The organism is Streptomyces sp. NPDC126503 (assembly GCF_040302405.1).
GTDB classification, from domain to species: domain Bacteria; phylum Actinomycetota; class Actinomycetes; order Streptomycetales; family Streptomycetaceae; genus Streptomyces; species Streptomyces gulbargensis.
Genome location: NZ_JBEORS010000029.1, coordinates 18,601 through 35,431, shown reverse-complemented (window position 1 = coordinate 35,431; position 16,831 = coordinate 18,601). Strand labels below are relative to the sequence as shown.

The 16,831-nt window shown below is 72.4% G+C and carries 18 protein-coding genes, 1 tRNA gene and 1 pseudogene; 9 read left to right on the top strand and 11 right to left on the bottom strand.

The genetic code is table 11. The features are described from left to right. Positions 1–67 precede the first annotated feature (67 nt). The 7 genes from ABTY40_RS27525 (at position 68) to ABTY40_RS27495 (ending at position 6,860) form a co-directional block, all read left to right on the top strand. The gene (locus tag ABTY40_RS27525; protein ID WP_345288374.1) at positions 68–433 is read left to right on the top strand and encodes a PH domain-containing protein; all 366 of its coding nucleotides are present in this window, start codon (positions 68–70) and stop codon (positions 431–433) included. Positions 434–561: 128 nt separating this feature from the next. Beyond that, positions 562–1,386: a BRO-N domain-containing protein gene (locus ABTY40_RS27520; protein ID WP_352061961.1), complete on the top strand. Its 825-nt coding sequence runs from the start codon at positions 562–564 to the stop codon at positions 1,384–1,386. A 92-nt stretch (positions 1,387–1,478) separates the two neighbouring features. After that, complete coding sequence (locus tag ABTY40_RS27515; protein WP_352061960.1) at positions 1,479–2,357, top strand: DUF2797 domain-containing protein; 879 nt, start codon at positions 1,479–1,481, stop codon at positions 2,355–2,357. Between the two features lie 271 nt (positions 2,358–2,628). After that, positions 2,629–3,510: an amidohydrolase family protein gene (locus ABTY40_RS27510; protein ID WP_352061959.1), complete on the top strand. Its 882-nt coding sequence runs from the start codon at positions 2,629–2,631 to the stop codon at positions 3,508–3,510. A gap of 82 nt (positions 3,511–3,592) precedes the next feature. Continuing rightward, complete coding sequence (locus tag ABTY40_RS27505; protein ID WP_352061958.1) at positions 3,593–4,363, top strand: response regulator transcription factor; 771 nt, start codon at positions 3,593–3,595, stop codon at positions 4,361–4,363. 120 nt (positions 4,364–4,483) lie between these two features. After that, on the top strand, positions 4,484–6,052 hold the full coding sequence (locus tag ABTY40_RS27500) for an MFS transporter (protein ID WP_352061957.1): 1,569 nt from the start codon (positions 4,484–4,486) through the stop codon (positions 6,050–6,052). Between the two features lie 34 nt (positions 6,053–6,086). Further along, positions 6,087–6,860, top strand: a complete 774-nt coding sequence (locus ABTY40_RS27495) for a TetR/AcrR family transcriptional regulator (protein ID WP_352061956.1) — start codon at positions 6,087–6,089, stop codon at positions 6,858–6,860. A gap of 161 nt (positions 6,861–7,021) precedes the next feature. Here the strand turns inward: ABTY40_RS27495 and ABTY40_RS27490 are convergent. Together ABTY40_RS27490 and ABTY40_RS27485 are read right to left on the bottom strand one after the other, a co-directional pair. Then, a pseudogene (locus tag ABTY40_RS27490) lies at positions 7,022–8,566 on the bottom strand (MDR family MFS transporter); the annotation flags it as partial. 117 nt (positions 8,567–8,683) lie between these two features. Further along, on the bottom strand, positions 8,684–9,142 hold the full coding sequence (locus ABTY40_RS27485; RefSeq protein WP_352062004.1) for a MarR family winged helix-turn-helix transcriptional regulator: 459 nt from the start codon (positions 9,140–9,142) through the stop codon (positions 8,684–8,686). Positions 9,143–9,302: 160 nt separating this feature from the next. On the opposite strand from ABTY40_RS27485, the gene ABTY40_RS27480 reads away from it, so the two are divergent. Next, positions 9,303–9,527 carry a hypothetical protein gene (locus tag ABTY40_RS27480; protein ID WP_345288356.1) on the top strand — a complete coding sequence of 75 codons (225 nt, stop codon included), beginning with the start codon at positions 9,303–9,305 and terminating at the stop codon, positions 9,525–9,527. A 66-nt stretch (positions 9,528–9,593) separates the two neighbouring features. On the opposite strand, the gene ABTY40_RS27475 is transcribed toward ABTY40_RS27480, so the two are convergent. After that, positions 9,594–10,322: a TetR family transcriptional regulator gene (locus ABTY40_RS27475; protein WP_352061954.1), complete on the bottom strand. Its 729-nt coding sequence runs from the start codon at positions 10,320–10,322 to the stop codon at positions 9,594–9,596. A gap of 81 nt (positions 10,323–10,403) precedes the next feature. On the opposite strand from ABTY40_RS27475, the gene ABTY40_RS27470 reads away from it, so the two are divergent. After that, complete coding sequence (locus ABTY40_RS27470) at positions 10,404–11,342, top strand: oxidoreductase (RefSeq protein ID WP_352061953.1); 939 nt, start codon at positions 10,404–10,406, stop codon at positions 11,340–11,342. Here the strand turns inward: ABTY40_RS27470 and ABTY40_RS27465 are convergent. From ABTY40_RS27465 to ABTY40_RS27430, 8 genes are all read right to left on the bottom strand, one after another. Continuing rightward, a complete protein-coding gene (locus ABTY40_RS27465; RefSeq protein ID WP_352061952.1) occupies positions 11,329–12,165 on the bottom strand; it encodes a hypothetical protein in 837 nt (278 codons plus the stop codon). The two genes, ABTY40_RS27470 and ABTY40_RS27465, sit on opposite strands and share 14 nt — an antisense overlap. Positions 12,166–12,230: 65 nt before the next feature. After that, a complete protein-coding gene (locus tag ABTY40_RS27460; RefSeq protein ID WP_352061951.1) occupies positions 12,231–13,244 on the bottom strand; it encodes an RNA polymerase sigma factor SigF in 1,014 nt (337 codons plus the stop codon). A 235-nt stretch (positions 13,245–13,479) separates the two neighbouring features. Then, positions 13,480–14,328: an RNA polymerase sigma factor SigF gene (locus tag ABTY40_RS27455; RefSeq protein ID WP_309054369.1), complete on the bottom strand. Its 849-nt coding sequence runs from the start codon at positions 14,326–14,328 to the stop codon at positions 13,480–13,482. A 232-nt stretch (positions 14,329–14,560) separates the two neighbouring features. Beyond that, positions 14,561–14,854 (bottom strand): Dabb family protein, encoded by a 294-nt coding sequence (locus ABTY40_RS27450; protein ID WP_345288343.1) that lies wholly within the window; start codon positions 14,852–14,854, stop codon positions 14,561–14,563. A gap of 9 nt (positions 14,855–14,863) precedes the next feature. Beyond that, a complete protein-coding gene (locus ABTY40_RS27445; protein ID WP_345288341.1) occupies positions 14,864–15,028 on the bottom strand; it encodes a hypothetical protein in 165 nt (54 codons plus the stop codon). 460 nt (positions 15,029–15,488) lie between these two features. Beyond that, positions 15,489–15,573 (bottom strand) — tRNA-Ser (locus ABTY40_RS27440). A gap of 67 nt (positions 15,574–15,640) precedes the next feature. Then, positions 15,641–16,258: a tRNA adenosine(34) deaminase TadA gene (gene tadA / locus ABTY40_RS27435; protein WP_502990691.1), complete on the bottom strand. Its 618-nt coding sequence runs from the start codon at positions 16,256–16,258 to the stop codon at positions 15,641–15,643. Further along, on the bottom strand, positions 16,258–16,797 hold the full coding sequence (locus ABTY40_RS27430; RefSeq protein ID WP_352061950.1) for a tRNA adenosine deaminase-associated protein: 540 nt from the start codon (positions 16,795–16,797) through the stop codon (positions 16,258–16,260). Before ABTY40_RS27430 ends, tadA begins: the two co-directional genes overlap by 1 nt. Between the last annotated feature and the right edge of the window lie 34 nt (positions 16,798–16,831).

The following is a 16,831-nucleotide window of genomic DNA, read 5'->3' as shown; positions in this document are numbered from 1 at the left end:
CGTTGTGCCGGGGGCCCGGGGGAATTAGGGTCCGGGGGTTCGGTTCGTATGACTTGGGGGTTGGGGCATGGCTCTGTTCGGGAACGCGCACGCGATCGATCCGGCGCAGGCGCAGCAGGAGTACGCGCGGCTGCTGGGGCAGGGGGAGCAGGTGCATGCCGCGTATCTGCTCGTGCGGGACACGATCTTCTTCACCGACCGGCGGCTGGTGCTGGTCGACAAGCAGGGGATCACCGGGAAGAAGGTCGAGTACCACTCGATCCCGTACCGGAGCATCACGCACTTCGCCGTGGAGACCGCCGGCACGTTCGATCTGGACGCGGAGCTGAAGATCTGGATCTCGGGCAACTCCGTGCCCGTGCAGAAGACCTTCACCAAGGGCGTCGACATCTACGAGGTGCAGGCGATCCTGACGCAGTTCGTGGCCCGCTAGGTACCAGATGTTGTGGTGGAAGGCCCCGGGGTGGACCCCGGGGCCTTCCACTTTTGGGTGAACCTGTCTGATTTCAATGTCAGTTGAATATGCCTTCGTCCTAGCTTGCGAGGTGGAGGTGATGATCGATGGACGCGATCGACATCGATGACTTTGCGCATGTCGCCACCGGCGCGCGCCTGCGGCGGCTGACCGCGCCGGACGGGACGCACTGGTTCCCCGTCGTGGACGTGGCCCGGCGGCTGGGGTACGCGGGGAGCCGGGAGGCGCTGCGGGGGGCGGGGCTGCCGCCGGCGTGGGTGGCGTCCGCACGGGAGATCGACGCGGGCGCGGGGATACTCGCCCGGAGCGGGATCAGGGCCTCGGCGCGGATGGTGAACGTCCAGGGGCTCGTGCAGCTCGTCGGGGCGTGCCGCAGGCCCGAGGCCGGTCCGTTCCGGGAGTGGGTGGCCGAGGTCGTGGCCGGAGTGCAGCGCGACGGTGCGTACGGGCTCGAGCCCTCCTCGGCGCACGCCGGATTCGTCCTGCCGCCCGAGCTGGTCGACGTGCTCGTACGGCTGGAGGGGGAGTTCGACGAGCGCGCCGCCGACCGGGCCGAGTTGGCCGCGTACGCGGAGCTCCTCCGGGAGACCCGCCGGAAGTTCTCAAGGGCCGCCGACCCCCTTGAGCGGCCGGCCGTGCCGCGGCAGCGGACGGGGACGACCGTCGCGCTCTCCCCGCAGGAGCTGGTGGAGTCCTGGCAGATCACCGGCGACCTGCGGACGGTGGCCAGCTGCCTGGCACCGGCGCTCGTACGGGGCGGGGTCCGCTACCGGCCCCAGGACGTCACCCGCAGCACCGGACTCTCCTGCGAACGGGTCCGCGAGTGCGTCCGGCGCCTCCTCGAACGCGGGTGCATGCGCGAGGTCGGCGCCCCGGACCCCGACGGCACCCGCATCTACGTGCTGCCCTGAGGGCGGCGGGGCCGGGCCGGGCGGGGCGTGAGCCGCTGAACGGTCGTGCGCGAGACTGGGGCGCGAACGTGGTGGAGGGAGGTGCGGGCGGCGTGGAGTGGCGGTGCCGGGGGATCACCTGGGACGGCGGAGTGCCGGGCCTGCGCTGGCACGGCGGGCGCGTCAGCCCGCTGGTGTACGGGCGGGAGCTCGCCTTCCGCGCCACGGGCGTCCGGCGGTGCGCGGGAGCCCGGGGCACCCCCTGCCCCCTGGGCGCCGGAATCGCGGGGCGGGCCACCGGCGGGCGCTGCCCCGAGTGTGCACGGCTCGACCGCGCCCACTCGGTCGCCGCCGACACCCTGGCGGACGACCCGCGCCCGTACCGCGTCTACCTCGCCTGGTTCGGGCCCGGCATGACCAAGGTCGGCATCACCGGCGAGGCACGCGGCGACTCCCGGCTCCTGGAGCAGGGGGCCGTCACGTTCAGCTGGCTGGGGCGGGGGCCGCTCATGGCCGCCCGGCGCACCGAGGAAGTGCTGCGGCAGGCGCTCGGCATCCCGGACCGGGTTCCGTACGAGCGGAAGCGGGCGGCACGGCACGCCCTGCCGGACGCCGCCGAACGCGCCCGGGAGATCGAGGAACTGCACGGGCGCGCCGGGGCGGTCGGCGGGTGGACGGAGACCCTGGAGCCGTTGCCGTGCGAGCCGCGCGATCACGCGCGCGCCTTCGGTCTCGACCGGCCCGGTGGGCTGCCGCCGCTCTCCGGCACGGTCACCGAGCTGGTGGACGGCGGTGTCGTCACGGGACGGCTGCTCGCCGCCGCCGGGCCCGACGTCCACCTCCTCGACCCCACCGGGCGCTGCCTCGCGCTCGACACGCGTCTCATGGGCGGGTGGGCCCTGGAGAGGGCCGGGAGCGCCGTGGAGGGGACGGCGTTCTCGGTGCCCGTCTCCGGCGTGCCCACGCCCGACCGCCAACAGGGGCTGTTCTGAGACCTCTCTTCCACTGGGGGCATGGACATGCGCCCTCCGGTCCGGTGAGGGTGGGGTCATGACCCGGAAGCCGGTGGCGGGGGCCGAACCCCCCGCGCACGACGACGCGTTCACCTCCGGTGGAGCGGGCGGGACCGAGCCGCCCCGACGGACCGAGCCGCCCCGAAGGGCGGAGCCGTACGAGCAGACCGAGCCGCCCGGGCGAGCGGTCCCGCCCGGATCGGCCGTCCCGCCCCGGCCGGCCGCCCCGCCCGAGGGGGAGGCACAGGCCGTGCACGCTCTTCTCCGGCGCCTGGCGCTGCCCGGCCTGGTCGACGTGCACACCCACTTCATGCCCCGCAACGTCCTCGACAAGGTGTGGGCCTACTTCGACGCGGTCGGCCCCCTGACCGGCGTGGAATGGCCCATCACCTACCGCGAGGAGGAGGACCGCCGGCTCACGCTGCTGCGCGGCTTCGGCGCCCTGGCCTTCACCGCCATGCTCTACCCGCACAAACCCGGCATGGCCGCCTGGCTCAACGGCTGGGCCGCCGGTTTCGCCGCGCGCACCCCGGACTGTCTGCACACCGCGACCCTCTTCCCCGAGCCCGGGGTGGAGCGGTACGTACGCGAGGCGCTCGACGCCGGTGCGCGCGTGTTCAAGGTGCACCTCCAGGTCGGCGGCTTCGACCCCAACGACCCTCTCCTCGACGGCGTGTGGGGCGAACTCGCGGAGCGCCGTACGCCGGTGGTCGTGCATTGCGGCTCGGGGCCGGCACCGGGACGGTTCACCGGCCCCGGGCCCATGGAGCGGCTGCTCGCCCGGTACCCGCGGCTGCCGGTGATCGTCGCCCACATGGGGATGCCCGAGTACGGCGCGTTCCTGGATCTGGCGGAGCGGTACGCGGAGGTCCGGCTGGACACCACCATGGCCTTCACCGACTTCAGCGAACGGCTCGCACCCTTCCCGGCGGCCGAGTCCAAGCGGCTCGCGGACCTCGGTGACCGGATCCTCCTCGGCTCCGACTTCCCCAACATCCCCTACCCGTACGTCCACCAGCTGGAGGCCCTGGAACGGCTCGGTCTCGGGGACGACTGGCTGCGAGGCGTCCTGTACGGGAACGGGGCCGCGCTGTTTCACGTGAAACCGGGGCCGTTTCACGTGAAACGGTGAGCTGAGGCCCCGGGGGCCGTTTCTCAGGGAATTCACAGGAAAGGGCAAGGGCCCTCTCAGCGGCGGCGGAGAGCGTGGAGCCATGACCGTCACCTCCACCACCCCCGCCCGAGCCGCCACCGGCGCCCGCCGTGGCACGCGCGCCGAGTCGCGGCGTACCGACGGCACCGCCGTCCGTGTTCTCGTCGTGGACGACGAGGCCTCGCTCGCGGAGTTGCTCTCCCTGGCCCTGCGCTACGAAGGCTGGACGGTGCGGAGCGCGGGGGACGGGGCCACCGCCCTGCGCGCGGCACGGGAGTTCCGGCCCGATGTCGTCCTTCTCGACGTGACGCTGCCGGATGTCGACGGGCTGAGCCTGCTCGGTTCCCTCCGCCGGGAGCTGCCCGGGGTCCCCGTCCTGTTCCTGACGGCGAAGGACGCCGTCGAGGACCGCATCGCCGGACTCACGGCCGGGGGCGACGACCAGGTCACCAAGCCGTTCAGCCTGGAGGAGGTCGTCGCCCGGCTGCGCGGTCTCATCCGGCGGTCGGACGCCGCACAGGCGCGCAGCGGGTCGCTGCTGACCGTCGGTGATCTGACCCTGGACGAGGACAGTCACGAGGTCACCCGGGGCGGTGTGTCGATCCACCTCACCGCCACCGAGTTCGAGCTGCTGCGCTATCTGATGCGCAACCCGCGCCGGGTGCTCAGCAAGGCCCAGATCCTCGACCGCGTGTGGTCGTACGACTTCGGCGGCCAGGCCAACGTGGTCGAGCTGTACATCTCCTACCTGCGCCGGAAGATCGACGCGGGCCGGTCCCCGATGATCCACACCCGGCGCGGCGCGGGCTACCTCCTCAAGCCCGGCGAGTAGCCCCCGAGGGGAGGGCGGGACGGCCGTCCGACGCTCGGAAAAATAATTGCTATACAGCGTACGAGAGTCCTTGTACGGTGTACGAGTCAGTTCTCGTACACCGTACAAGGAGCCCTGCCCATGACGGCGACGACCGCCGCGAACGAACCGCCCACCGCCCCGGTCGGCGGTGGCCACCCGCAGCGCTGGCTGATCCTCGGCGTCATCTGCCTGGCCCAGCTCACCGTGCTGCTCGACAACACCGTGCTCAGCGTGGCCATCCCCTCGCTGACCTCGGAGCTCCACGCCTCCACCAGCGACATCCAGTGGATGATCAACGCCTATTCGCTGGTCCAGTCCGGCCTGCTCCTGACCGCGGGCAACGCGGCCGACCGCTACGGCCGCAAGAAGCTGCTGGCCGCGGGCCTCGCCCTCTTCGGGCTCGGCTCGCTGGCCGCCGGCCTGGCCGAGTCCACCGCCCAGCTGATCGCCGCCCGCGCGGGCATGGGCGTCGGCGGCGCGCTGCTCATGACCACCACCCTCGCCGTCGTCATGCAGATCTTCGATGACTCCGAGCGGGTCAAGGCCATCGCGCTGTGGGCCACGGTCGGCTCGCTCGGCTTCGCCGCCGGGCCGCTGATCGGCGGCGCGATCCTCAACCACTTCTGGTGGGGAATGATCTTCCTCATCAACATCCCGGTGGCCCTGATCGGCCTGATCGCCGTCGTGAAGCTGGTCCCCGAGTCCAAGAACCCGCAGGGCGAGCGTCCGGACCTGGTCGGCGCGCTGCTCTCCACGATCGGTATGACCGCCGCCGTCTACGCGATCATCACCGGCCCGGAGCACGGCTGGACCTCCACCGAGGTGCTCGTCCCCGCCGCGATCGGTGTCGTCGTGCTGGCCGGCTTCGCCCTGTGGGAGCTGCGCGTCCCGTACCCGATGCTCGACATGCACTTCTTCCGCAACCAGAAGTTCGTGGGCGCGGTCGCGGGCGCGATCCTGGTCATGTTCGGCATGGGCGGTTCGATGTTCCTGCTCACCCAGCACCTGCAGTTCGTGCTCGGGTACGAGCCGCTGGAGGCCGGCCTGAGGATGGCGCCGCTCGCGCTGACCGTCGTCGCCCTCAACCTCACCGGCGTCGGCCCGCGGATCGTCATGAAGCTCGGCACGCCCGTCACCGTCACCGTCGGCATGACCCTCGTCGCGGCCGGCCTCGGCTCGATCGCGCTCATCGGCGGCGGCTCCGACGGCACGTACTGGGGCATGCTGCTCGGCCTGGTCCTCATGGGCATCGGCCTCGCCGTCTCCAACCCCGCCATGGCGAACGCCATCATGAGCGCCATCCCGCCGGAGAAGGCCGGCGTGGGCGCGGGCGTCAACGGCACCCTCGCCGAGTTCGGCAACGGCCTCGGCGTCGCCGTCCTCGGCGCCGTCCTCAACGCCCGGTTCGCCGCGCTCGTCACCGTCACCGCGACCTCGCTGCCCGCGGCGCTCGCCGCGGCGGGGACGGACGCCGAGCGGGCGGAGATCTCCGACGCCTTCGCCTCGGGCCTCCAGACCAGCCAGCTCGTGGGCGCGGTCGCCGTCTTCGCGGGCGGTCTCCTCGCGGCGGCGCTGCTCGCCCGTGCCGAGCGTGCCGAGCGCGCCACCGGGGCCGGGGAGCCCCAGGAGCCGGGCGGCCCGTCCGAGAAGGCCGGAGCGTCTGCATAGCATGGGCGCGGACGACTGAAGACGGAGGAACGCGATGGTCAAGGCAGCCGATCGGGCCAAGAACCCGGCGCGTTCCAGCGTCTGGCTGGAGAACAAGGACGGCCGGGCCGCCCGCAGCGGGGGCGGCCCGGCCGGGCTCGACCGGGACCGGATCGTGGCCGCCTCGATCCGCATCCTGGACGAGGAGGGCCTGGCCAAGCTGTCGATGCGCAAGCTCGCGACGGATCTCGGCGTCACGGCGATGTCCCTCTACTGGTACGTGGACACCAAGGACGACATCATCGAGTACGCCGTCGACACCGTCTACGGCGAGATCGACCTGGCGGCGGTCGACGCCGCCGGCGACTGGCGGCAGCAGATCAGGGAACTCGCCCTCCAGTACCGCCGGATGCTGGTCCGCCACCCCTGGATGTCCCCGAGCGCCGGCCAGTACCTCAACATCGGTCCCCACGCGATCGCGGTCGGATCCAAGATCCAGGAAACGATCCGGGCCACCGGCCTGCCGCTGGAGCGCCTGCCGAGCACGATGTCGGCGGTCTTCCAGTTCGTGTACGGGTACGGCACCATCGAGGCCCAGTTCGGGCGCCGGGCGGCCGAGGCCGGCATGTCGCAGGACGCCTTCTACGGCGAGGCGCTGAAGGCCTTCCGGGACGAACCGCAGTTCGTGGACGCGCTCGAACCGATGGCGGATCTCCTCGACGAGCGGGCCTCGCACGACAGCGTCACCGTCATCTGGGACCGGGACTTCGCGTACGCCCTCGACATCCTGATCGCCGGCATCGAGGTCATGGTCCGGCGGAGCGCCTGAAGGGGCCTGTCCCGCTGTCCGGAGACACGAGACGGGGCGACGAGCCGTCCCCTGCTCGTCGCCCCGCTCTGTGACCCGGTCCGCCTCCGCTCGAAGCGGACCGGGGGTTCTGTGCGGCCGGCCGGTGCGGTCCGGCGGGACCCGGAGGTCCCGACGTCCTACGCGGCGGCCTTCTCCTTCTCCGCCCCCGCCTTCGGCGCGCTGTCGCCGTGGCTCTTGAGCGCCACCTCCTTGATGAACAGCGTCACCAGGAAGGCGATCAGCGCGAAGGGCGCGGAGTAGAGGAAGACGTCCGCGACGCCGTGCCCGTACGCGCTCTCCATCACCGTGCGGATCGGCGCGGGCAGGGCGTCCATGTCGGGGATGGCCCCGCTGCCGCCGCCCTGGCCCATCGCCCCGGCCGCCTTCGGGCCGAGCTCGGCGAGCCCGTCCCGCACGTAGTCCGTGACCCGGTGGGCCATGACCGCGCCGAGCGCGGAGACACCGACCGCACCGCCCAGGGAGCGGAAGAAGGTGACGACGGAGGAGGCGGCGCCCAGGTCGGACGGGGCGACCTGGTTCTGCGTGCAGAGGACCAGGTTCTGCATCATCATGCCGAGGCCGAGGCCCAGGACCGCCATGAAGAGGGCGAGGTGCCAGTACGGGGTGTCGTACCGCATCGTGCCCAGCAGCCCGAGGCCGGCGGTGGCGAGGGCGCCGCCGCTGACCAGCCACGCCTTCCACCGGCCGGTCTTGGTGATGATCAGGCCGGAGACGGTGGAGGAGACGAAGAGGCCCGCGATCATCGGGATGGTGAGGACGCCGGACATCGTCGGCGACTCGTTCCGCGCCAGCTGGAAGTACTGGCTGAAGAAGACGGTGCCCGCGAACATCGCGACGCCCACGAAGAGGGAGGCGAGCGAGGCCAGCGTGATGGTGCGGTTGCGGAACAGGCGCAGCGGGATGATCGGCTCGCTCGCCCGGGACTCGACGAGGACGAAGACCGCGCCGAGGAGCACCGAGCCGCCGACCATCGCGGCCGTCTGCCAGGACATCCAGTCGTACTTGTCGCCCGCGAAGGTGACCCAGACGAGGAGCAGGGAGACCGCGGCGCTGATGAAGAAGGCGCCGGACCAGTCGACCTTGACCTGCCGTTTCACGACGGGGAGCTTCAGGGTCTTCTGCAGGACGAGCAGGGCGATGATCGCGAAGGGCACGCCGACGTAGAAGCACCAGCGCCAGCCGAGCCAGTCGGTGTCGGTGATGACGCCGCCGAGCAGCGGACCGCCGACGGTGGCGACGGCGAACGTGGCGCCGAGGTAGCCGCTGTACCGGCCGCGCTCCCGGGGGGAGATCATGGCGGCCAGGATGATCTGGGAGAGGGCGGTCAGACCGCCGACGCCGATGCCCTGGACGACGCGGCAGGCGATGAGCATGCCGGTGCTCTGGGAGAGACCGGCGACGATCGATCCCGCCACGTAGACGATCAGGGCCATCTGGACGAGCAGCTTCTTGGAGAAGAGGTCGGCCAGCTTGCCCCAGAGGGGCGTGGTCGCGGTCATCGCCAGGAGCGCGGCGGTGACGACCCAGGTGTACGCGGACTGGCCGCCGCCCAGGTCGGTGATGATCTGGGGGAGCGCGTTCGAGACGATCGTCGAGGACAGGATGGCGACGAACATGCCGAGCAGCAGCCCGGACAGCGCCTCCATGATCTGCCGGTGCGTCATCGGAGCGGTCTCGGCGGTCCCGCCGGCTCCAGTACCGGAGGGGGCGCCCCGCACACCGGTGTCGGGTGTGGTCGTAGCCATGAACTTCCTTTGTCTGACGTCGTTCCGGAGTGGTTCTCAAGCGTGGTGCGCCCGGCAGTCCCCGAAGGAGTCGCGCAGCCGGGCGAGGAGCGCGGTGAGCAGTGCGACGTCGTCGTCGGACCACTCCGCGAGGTTGCGGGCGAAGGTCTCGGTCACCCGCCGGTCGAGCTCGGCGAGCATGTCCCGCCCTCCGGCGGTGAGCCGGAGGATGCGGGAGCGCCGGTCGGCCGGGTCGGGCCGGCGCTCCACCCAGCCGTGCTCGACGGTGTGGGTGACATGGCGGCTGCAGACGGACATGTCCACGGCCATGTGCTCGGCGAGCCGGCTCATGCGCATGTCGCCGTGGTGGTGGAGCAGGGCGAGGACGGCGGCGGCCCCTCCCTGGCACTCGACGGGGAGGACCCGGGCGAGCCCGCGCTTCACGGCGCCGATGGCGCTGACCTGGCGGGCCAGGTTCTCGTAGCGGTTCCGGTTCCGCGTCTCCAGCGTCTCCATCGGGGCACTCCAGCTCATCTTGTTGCTTAGGGCAACCATAGAGATGGATGGTTGCTTCAGGCAAACTAAATCGGTCAAACGGCGCTAAAGAATCGGCAAAGGGCGGTCAGGGCCGTCGGGGCTTGGGCCCGTCACCCCGCTTTCGCTAGGGTCCTGGCCCATGGCACACAACCCCCAAGCACCGTACGGACAGGGCCAGGGCCCCGAGGGCTCCTACGACCCCGCCGGCAGCACCCAGATGTTCCGCGCCTTCGTCGACGAGGGAACCCCGCAGCGGCAGCAGCAGACCCCGGCACCCTCGGGCGGCCCCCGGGTCGGCTTGATCGTGGGCGTGGTCGCGGCGATCGTGGTCCTGGCGGCGGTCGCCTGGCTGGCATTCGGCTGACCACCGCTCCTCGAACCGTCCCGGGTGGGCCGGGTCCGCTTCCGGCGGACCCGGCCCACCCGGCTTTCACGGGGCCGGTACGGCGTCCAGGGCCGGCGCGATCACCTGGAACGCCCGGTGGGTGAGCGCGAGCGGGTCCTCGTGCCCCCATCCCGTACGCCCCGCATCCCCGTCGGCTCCCCGGCCGGCGCCGACCGCCCCCGCGCCGCCGCCCTTCGTCCCCTCGCCCGGGCCGTCCGGCCCGTCCGGCCCGTCCGCGCCGCCGCCGCTCCAGCGGTGCAGCACCGTGTCGAAGGCGGTGAGCGCCATGCCCGCCGCGAGCCGGGGGTACAGCTCCACCGCCGGGTCGAGCCCCAGCCGCCCCGCCAGCTCCTCGGTCAACTCCTCGCGCCACCGCCCCTCGTGTTCCAGGAAACGGGCGAGCAGCGCGGGCGTGCGCAGGATGAGCCGTACGACGGGCAGCGTGCGCTCGGGGTGGTCGCCGCAGGCGGCCAGCGGCGCGGAGACGGCGTGCAGCAGCGCCTCGGAAGGGCGCTCCCCGGCCGGCCGGGCAGCGAGCGCGGCGCGCATGTCGGCCCCCATGCCCGCCAGGAACTGGACGACCACGTCCTCCTTCGACGCGAAGTAGCGGAAGAACGTGCGCTTGGAGACGCCGGCGGTGGTCGCGATCTCGTCGACCGTCACGGCGTCGAAGCCCTTGAGGGCGAGCAGCTGGAGGGCCGCCTCGGTCAGTTCGGTCGCGACGAGCTGGCGCTTGCGCTGGGCGAGGCTGCTCTCGGCGGGGCGGGTGGTCACGGGGTGATGGTAGTGCGGTGACCCGCGTGACACCAAAAGTCGCCCTTGACACTCGGTGACACGAGCGGCAACGTGTGTCGCATGACCAGGAAACAGCGCTGGACCGCCGACCTGATCCCCGACCAGTCCGGGCGGGTCTTCGTCGTCACCGGGGCCAACAGCGGCCTCGGCCTCGCCACCACCCGTGCCCTGGCCCGCCGCGGGGCGCACGTGGTCCTCGCCGTACGGGACGAGGCGAAGGGCCACCGGGCGGTGGACGAGCTGGTGACCGGCGGGGCGAATCCCGGACTCCTCGACGTACGACGGCTCGACCTCGCCGACCTCGACGCGGTACGGGCCTTCGCCGACGGGCTGCGGGCCGAGCACCCGCGCCTGGACGTGCTCGTCAACAACGCGGGTGTCATGGCGCCGCCCCGCACGCTGAGCCCGCAGGGGCACGAGCTCCAGTTCGCCGCCAACCACCTCGGCCACTTCGCGCTGACCGCGCTCCTGCTGGACCGGCTCGCGGAGGGACGCGACCCGCGGGTGGTGACGGTCAGCTCCGTCAACCACCGGCAGGGCGGGCTCCGCTTCGACGACCTCTCCGGCGAGCGCGCCTACGCCCCGATGACCTTCTACAACCAGTCGAAATTCGCCAACGCCGTCTTCGGGCGCGAACTGCACCGCCGGCTCGGCGCGGCCGGCAGCCCCGTCCGCAGCGTGCTCGCCCACCCCGGCTACACCGCCACCCGCCTCCAGACCAAGGACACCCGCGGACTGCTGCGCGTGGTGCTCGGCGGCATCGGCAACCCGCTGTTCGCCCAGCGCCCCGAGCGCGGCGCCCTCCCGCAGCTGTACGCGGCGACCGAACCGTCCGTCACGGGCGGCGAGTTCATCGGCCCGGACGGGCCCGGTGAACTGCGCGGCGACCCGACGCGCGTACGGCTCTCCGAGGCCGCGGCCGACCCGGACACGGGACGCCGGCTGTGGGAGGAGTCGGAGCGCCTGACCGGCGTACGGTTCGCGCTCAGCGCCAGGTAGCGCCGACCTCGCGGGTGTCCACACGCGTACCGGGCGGCACCCGCCAGGACTCCACGCACACGGTGTACGTCTCCGTCCGCGCCGCTCCGGCGGCGATCGGGGCGGGCAGCGGCCGGGAGCCGGTGACGGTGCCCCAGTCGAGGCCCAGGGCGCCGATGACGTGGGTGGCGAAGGTGACGGTGCCGGCGACCACGGGGGTGCCGCCGGTGTTCCGGAAGGTGACCGTCACGCGTTCGCACCAGCGCCGGTCGGTGTCCGCGAGGACCGGCACGGAGACGGTGAGCGCGGCGGGCGCGGGGGCCGGGGTCGGGGACGGCGGTGGTGTGGGCGGGGTGGTCGGCCGGGGCGCCGTTCCCGCCGGTGGTGGCACCGGCCGGGGGCCGGTGCCCGGCCCGCTCGTGCCCGGCGCGGAGCGCGGAGGGGTACGGGGAGGGGCGGTGGCGGTGTCCGTACGGGAAGGGCCCGGGGCCGGAGCCGTCCCGGGCGGCGTGCCCGGTTCCGTACCGCCGTACACGTCCGATCCCGTGCCGCCGCCCGTCCCGGCTCCGGGGCCCGTGCGCGGACCCGTCGCCGTACCCGTATCCGTACCGGAGGACGCCGAAGCGGGCGCGGGGGAGGGGGAGCGGGTGCTGGAGGCGAGGGTCGGGAGGGCGGCGGGGCCGCCCGGGGGAGCCGCTCCCGAGGGGGTGACGGTGCCGTGCCGCCCCGGGCCGGCGCCCAGGGGCGCGTATCCGTCGTCGCCGTCCCCGCCGATGCCGCAGGCGGTCAGCGCTCCGCCGAGGCAGAGCGCCACCGTCACGAGTCCCGGCTTCCTTCGTGCCATGCCGTCAGTGTGGCCGACGACACCGCACGGGACGGGCGGTTCGCCGAACTCCGTGTCCTCTCCGGTCAGTCGGAGATGAGTCCCTCGCGGAGCTGGGCGAGGGTGCGGGTGAGCAGCCGCGAGACGTGCATCTGCGAGATGCCGACCTCCTCGCCGATCTGCGACTGGGTCATGTTGGCGAAGAAGCGGAGCATGATGATCTGCCGCTCGCGGGGCGGGAGCTTGGCGAGCAGCGGCTTCAGCGACTCGCGGTACTCGACGCCCTCCAGGGCGGTGTCCTCGTAGCCGAGGCGGTCGGCGAGCGATCCCTCGCCGCCGTCGTCCTCGGGGGAGGGCGAGTCGAGCGAGGAGGCGGTGTACGCGTTGCCGACCGCGAGGCCGTCGACCACGTCCTCCTCCGACACGCCCAGGACGGCGGCCAGTTCGGGCACGGTCGGCGAGCGGTCGAGCTTCTGCGCGAGCTCGTCGCCGGCCTTGGTGAGGGCGAGCCGCAGCTCCTGGAGGCGGCGCGGGACGCGCACGGACCACGAGGTGTCGCGGAAGAAGCGCTTGATCTCGCCGACCACCGTCGGCATCGCGAACGTCGGGAACTCCACGCCCCGCTCGCAGTCGAAGCGGTCGATCGCCTTGATGAGGCCGATGGTGCCGACCTGGACGATGTCCTCCATCGGCTCGTTGCGGGAGCGGAAGCGGGCCGCCGCGTACCGCACGAGGGGGAGGTTGAGCTCGATGAGCGTGTCGCGGACGTACATCCGCTCCGGGCTGTCGGCGGTGACGCCTTCGGCGTCGAGCGCGCGCAGGCGGAGGAACAGGGAGCGCGAGAGGGTGCGGGTGTCGAGGGCCTCGGGGACGACGGTCGGCGGCGGTGCGGGGGTCCCGTCGCTGTCGGCCGCGGTCGGCGCCGTCGTCTGCACGGGCGCGCCCGGGGCCACGGCCACCGCGAGGGGCGCGGGCAGGGACGCGGACGCGGGCACGAGGTCGGACCCGGACACGACGGCGGGCGCGGTGACGGACGCGGGCACGGTCACGGACGCGGGCGTGAGCGTGAGCACCTTCGAGCTGCCCTGTTCTGCGGACATGCCACCCCCTTGAGGTCGCGGACGGTCGCGGTGGCCGCGACCATCTGAGGAACGCAGCCTCCACCTGAATACCGGCGGCAGGGCTGCGGCAAACTCGGTTCCAGCAGAATGTCACATGTCGGCAACACGCTGTAGTGACTTGTCGACATGACGAGGGTGCATATCCGCAGGAAACAAGGGGTGTACGGCTTTTGGTGCTCCGTCAGGTTACTCCGAACCGGTCTACCTGATCCGGTTACGCCTCGATTCTGTTTGCGGATCTCAGACGGGCGAAGCTGCGGGCGAGGAGCCTTGACACGTGCATCTGCGAGACGCCGAGTTCCTGGCTGATCTGGGACTGGGTCAGGTTGCTGTAGTAGCGCAGCATCAGGATCCGCTGCTCGCGCTCCGGGAGCTGGACGAGGAGGTGCCGGACGAGGTCCCGGTGCTCGACGCCCGCCAGGGCGGGGTCCTCGTACCCGAGCCGGTCGAGCAGGCCGGGGAGCCCGTCGCCCTCCTGGGCGGCCTCCAGGGAGGTGGCGTGGTAGGAGCGGCCGGCCTCGATGCAGGCGAGCACCTCGTCCTCGCCGATCTTCAGCCGCTCCGCGATCTCGGCGGTGGTGGGCGAGCGGCCGTGGGCCGTGGTCAGGTCCTCGGTGGCGCCGTTGACCTGGACCCACAGCTCGTGGAGGCGGCGCGGGACGTGCACGGTGCGGACGTTGTCGCGGAAGTAGCGCTTGATCTCGCCGACGACCGTCGGCATCGCGAAGGTGGGGAACTGCACGCCCCGGTCGGGGTCGAAGCGGTCGATCGCGTTGATGAGGCCGATCGTCCCGACCTGGACGACGTCCTCCATCGGCTCGTTGCGGGACCGGAAGCGGGCCGCCGCGTACCGCACGAGGGGGAGGTTGGCCTCGATCAGGGCCCCGCGCACCCGCTGGTGCTCGGGGGTGCCCGGCTCCAGGTTCTTCAGCTGCCCGAACAGCACCTGGGTGAGGGCGCGGGTGTCGGCGCCGCGGGTGCTCTGGGGGCGGGGGCGCGGGGCGTCCGCCGCTCCGCCTGCCTCGTGCTGGGGCGGGACCTGAGGCGCTGTACTGGCCGGCACGTTCACGCCACCCCTTTGGCTGGTGTAGCTGGTCGACTGGGTCAACTACGGTCAACTCATCCGTCAAAAGCGGTCATAGCATCACAAGACATGTCCACTGTGTGCAAGCACCGCATAACCACGTGTTGAGGACATGAAGGACCCGAAAGAGGAGGCCGGAAAACCGCGAAGCCCCCCACCTGAACAGCGGGGGGCTCGGCGACGGAGAACCGGACCGGGAAGGGGCCGGGGACTAGAAGGCGTAGTCCGCGATCACCCAGGTGGCGAACTCGCGCCACTGGGCCACACCCGCCTGGTGGGCCGGATGGTCCAGGTACCGCTGGAGCGCCTCGGTGTCCTCGACGGCCGAGTTGATGGCGAAGTCGTACGCGATCGGGCGGTCCGTGATGTTCCAGTCGCACTCCCAGAACCGCAGCTCGGGGATCTGGTCACCGAGCGCGCGGAACGCCTCGACGCCGGCGACCACGCGCGGCTCGTCGCGGGCGACGCCCTCGTTGAGCTTGAAGAGGACCAGATGGCGGATCACGGAGGGCTCCTAGTTGATGAGTTCGGTCATGAACTCGCCGACACCCTGGGCGGCGCTGGAAATGCCCTCGAACCCTACCTGCACCAGATCGGCCGCCCGGGCCGGGGAGGTGATGATCGTATAGAGCACGAAGACCCCGATCGCGTACAGCGCGATCTTCTTCGCCTGTGCCATCTGCTCCGGCCCTCCCGTGTCCCCGCCCGGCTCCGCCCCGCTCGGCGCCCTCCGCCCGGCTCCGCCCGTCTCCGCCGGACGACCGCGCCACTCTAACCGAGCCTTTATGGACCAAGGACCCGGAGATCGGGGCCTTTTGCCGCCCCCGGGGAGGGGGTGGGGGGAGCAGGATGGACACCGAGCCCGACGGATCTGGCAGGAATCCGCGGGCTGTGGAACCGGCCCGCACTGCGGGGTCCGCGCCGCGAGCTTCCCCCCTGACCGTGGCGCGGGACCATCTGGACCGGTTCTCGCCGGGGGGAGCGGCTTGTCCCCCCGATGCCGCTCCCCCCGTCCTTCGTCCCGGGCCCCGGCCGCTCTCCCCGAGCGCCGGGGCCTTCCGCGTACGGGCCTTCGCGTACGGGGCGGAGAGGGCATGCGGAAGGGCCCGGTGCTCACGCACCGGGCCCTTCCGTCGAAGCGGTAGCGGAGGGATTTGAACCCTCGGTGACTTGCGCCACACTCGCTTTCGAGGCGAGCTCCTTCGGCCGCTCGGACACGCTACCGAGAGAGAGCTTAGCCCAAACTCCCCCGGCGATGAAATCCGCATCGAGCCGCAGGTCGGACGGTGGGTCAGCGCGCCCGGAAGAAGGCCGTCAGCTGCTGTGCGCACTCCTCACCGAGCACGTCGTGGATCACCTCGGGCCGGTGATTGAGGCGTCGGTCCCGGACGAGGTCCCAGAGCGAGCCGGCGGCGCCGGCCTTCTCGTCGACGGCGCCGAACACCACCCGGGCCACCCGCGCCTGCACGAGCGCTCCCGCGCACATCACGCACGGCTCCAGGGTCACGACCAGCGTGCACCCGGTCAGCCGCCACTCGCCGGTGGCCCCGGCCGCCCGGCGCAGCGCGAGGACCTCGGCGTGCGCGGTCGGGTCGCCCGTGGCCTCCCGCTCGTTGTGGCCGCGGGCGAGCACCTCGCCGTCCGGGGAGAGCACGACCGCGCCGACCGGTACGTCACCGGCCGCCGCGGCGGCGTCGGCCTCGGCGAGCGCCAGCCGCATCGCGGACCGCCAGGGATCCCGTACGGGGTCGGGCGCGGGTCCGGGGCGGGCGGGGGCCGCGGGGGCCTCGGCGCCGCCGGGGCCCGCGCGGCGGGGTTCCGTCGCGCGGGTGGAGTCCGTGAGCGCGGGCGGAGGGGAGCCGGCGGTGCCCGCCGGCCCCGCGGGCTCCGCCGGGAGGTGCGGGGGCACTAGCGCACGGCCTCCAGGACCTCCGCGGCGCCCAGCGCGTCCGCGATCTCCGCGAGCGCGTCGCTGTCGAGCGCGAGGAGGTCGTTCGGGGGCACGCCGAGGTCCGCGAGGACCAGCCGGTCACCCACGGGGGCGGCGGGCACGGTCTCGGAGGGGCCGGCCACCTCCTCGTCGTCGCCGTCCGCCGGGACGTCGAGCGGTTCCCCGTCCTCCGTACCGTCCAGGTCCAGCGTGTCCAGGTCGTCGACGGCATCGTCGAGGTCGTCGCCGAGGATCTCCCGGATGAGGATCTCCCCGTACGAGGAGCGGGTGGCGGCGGCGCCGTCGGAGACGTAGATCCGGGGGTCGTCCTCACCCTCCACACGGACGATGCCGAACCACGCGTCCTCCTGCTCGATGAAGACGATCACCGTGTCGTCGTCGGCCGAGGCCTCCCGGGCCCGGTCGACCAGATCGGACAGGGTCTCCACGTCGTCGAGCTCCGTGTCGCTCGCTTCCCACCCGTCTTCGGTGCGCGCGAGCAGTGCGGCGAAGTACACCTGACTCTCCCACTGATCAGAGGTGTGACGATCC

Bases quoted from the DNA above. Each gene is read 5' to 3' on its own strand.
- ABTY40_RS27525 (WP_345288374.1), top strand. From the start codon at position 68: ATGGCTCTGTTCGGGAACGCGCACGCGATCGATCCGGCGCAGGCGCAG.
- ABTY40_RS27520 (WP_352061961.1), top strand. From the start codon at position 562: ATGGACGCGATCGACATCGATGACTTTGCGCATGTCGCCACCGGCGCG.
- ABTY40_RS27505 (WP_352061958.1), top strand. From the start codon at position 3,593: ATGACCGTCACCTCCACCACCCCCGCCCGAGCCGCCACCGGCGCCCGC.
- ABTY40_RS27500 (WP_352061957.1), top strand. From the start codon at position 4,484: ATGACGGCGACGACCGCCGCGAACGAACCGCCCACCGCCCCGGTCGGC.
- ABTY40_RS27495 (WP_352061956.1), top strand. From the start codon at position 6,087: ATGGTCAAGGCAGCCGATCGGGCCAAGAACCCGGCGCGTTCCAGCGTC.
- ABTY40_RS27485 (WP_352062004.1), bottom strand. From the start codon at position 9,142: ATGGAGACGCTGGAGACGCGGAACCGGAACCGCTACGAGAACCTGGCC.
- ABTY40_RS27480 (WP_345288356.1), top strand. From the start codon at position 9,303: ATGGCACACAACCCCCAAGCACCGTACGGACAGGGCCAGGGCCCCGAG.
- ABTY40_RS27470 (WP_352061953.1), top strand. From the start codon at position 10,404: ATGACCAGGAAACAGCGCTGGACCGCCGACCTGATCCCCGACCAGTCC.
- ABTY40_RS27465 (WP_352061952.1), bottom strand. From the start codon at position 12,165: ATGGCACGAAGGAAGCCGGGACTCGTGACGGTGGCGCTCTGCCTCGGC.
- ABTY40_RS27460 (WP_352061951.1), bottom strand. From the start codon at position 13,244: ATGTCCGCAGAACAGGGCAGCTCGAAGGTGCTCACGCTCACGCCCGCG.
- ABTY40_RS27445 (WP_345288341.1), bottom strand. From the start codon at position 15,028: ATGGCACAGGCGAAGAAGATCGCGCTGTACGCGATCGGGGTCTTCGTG.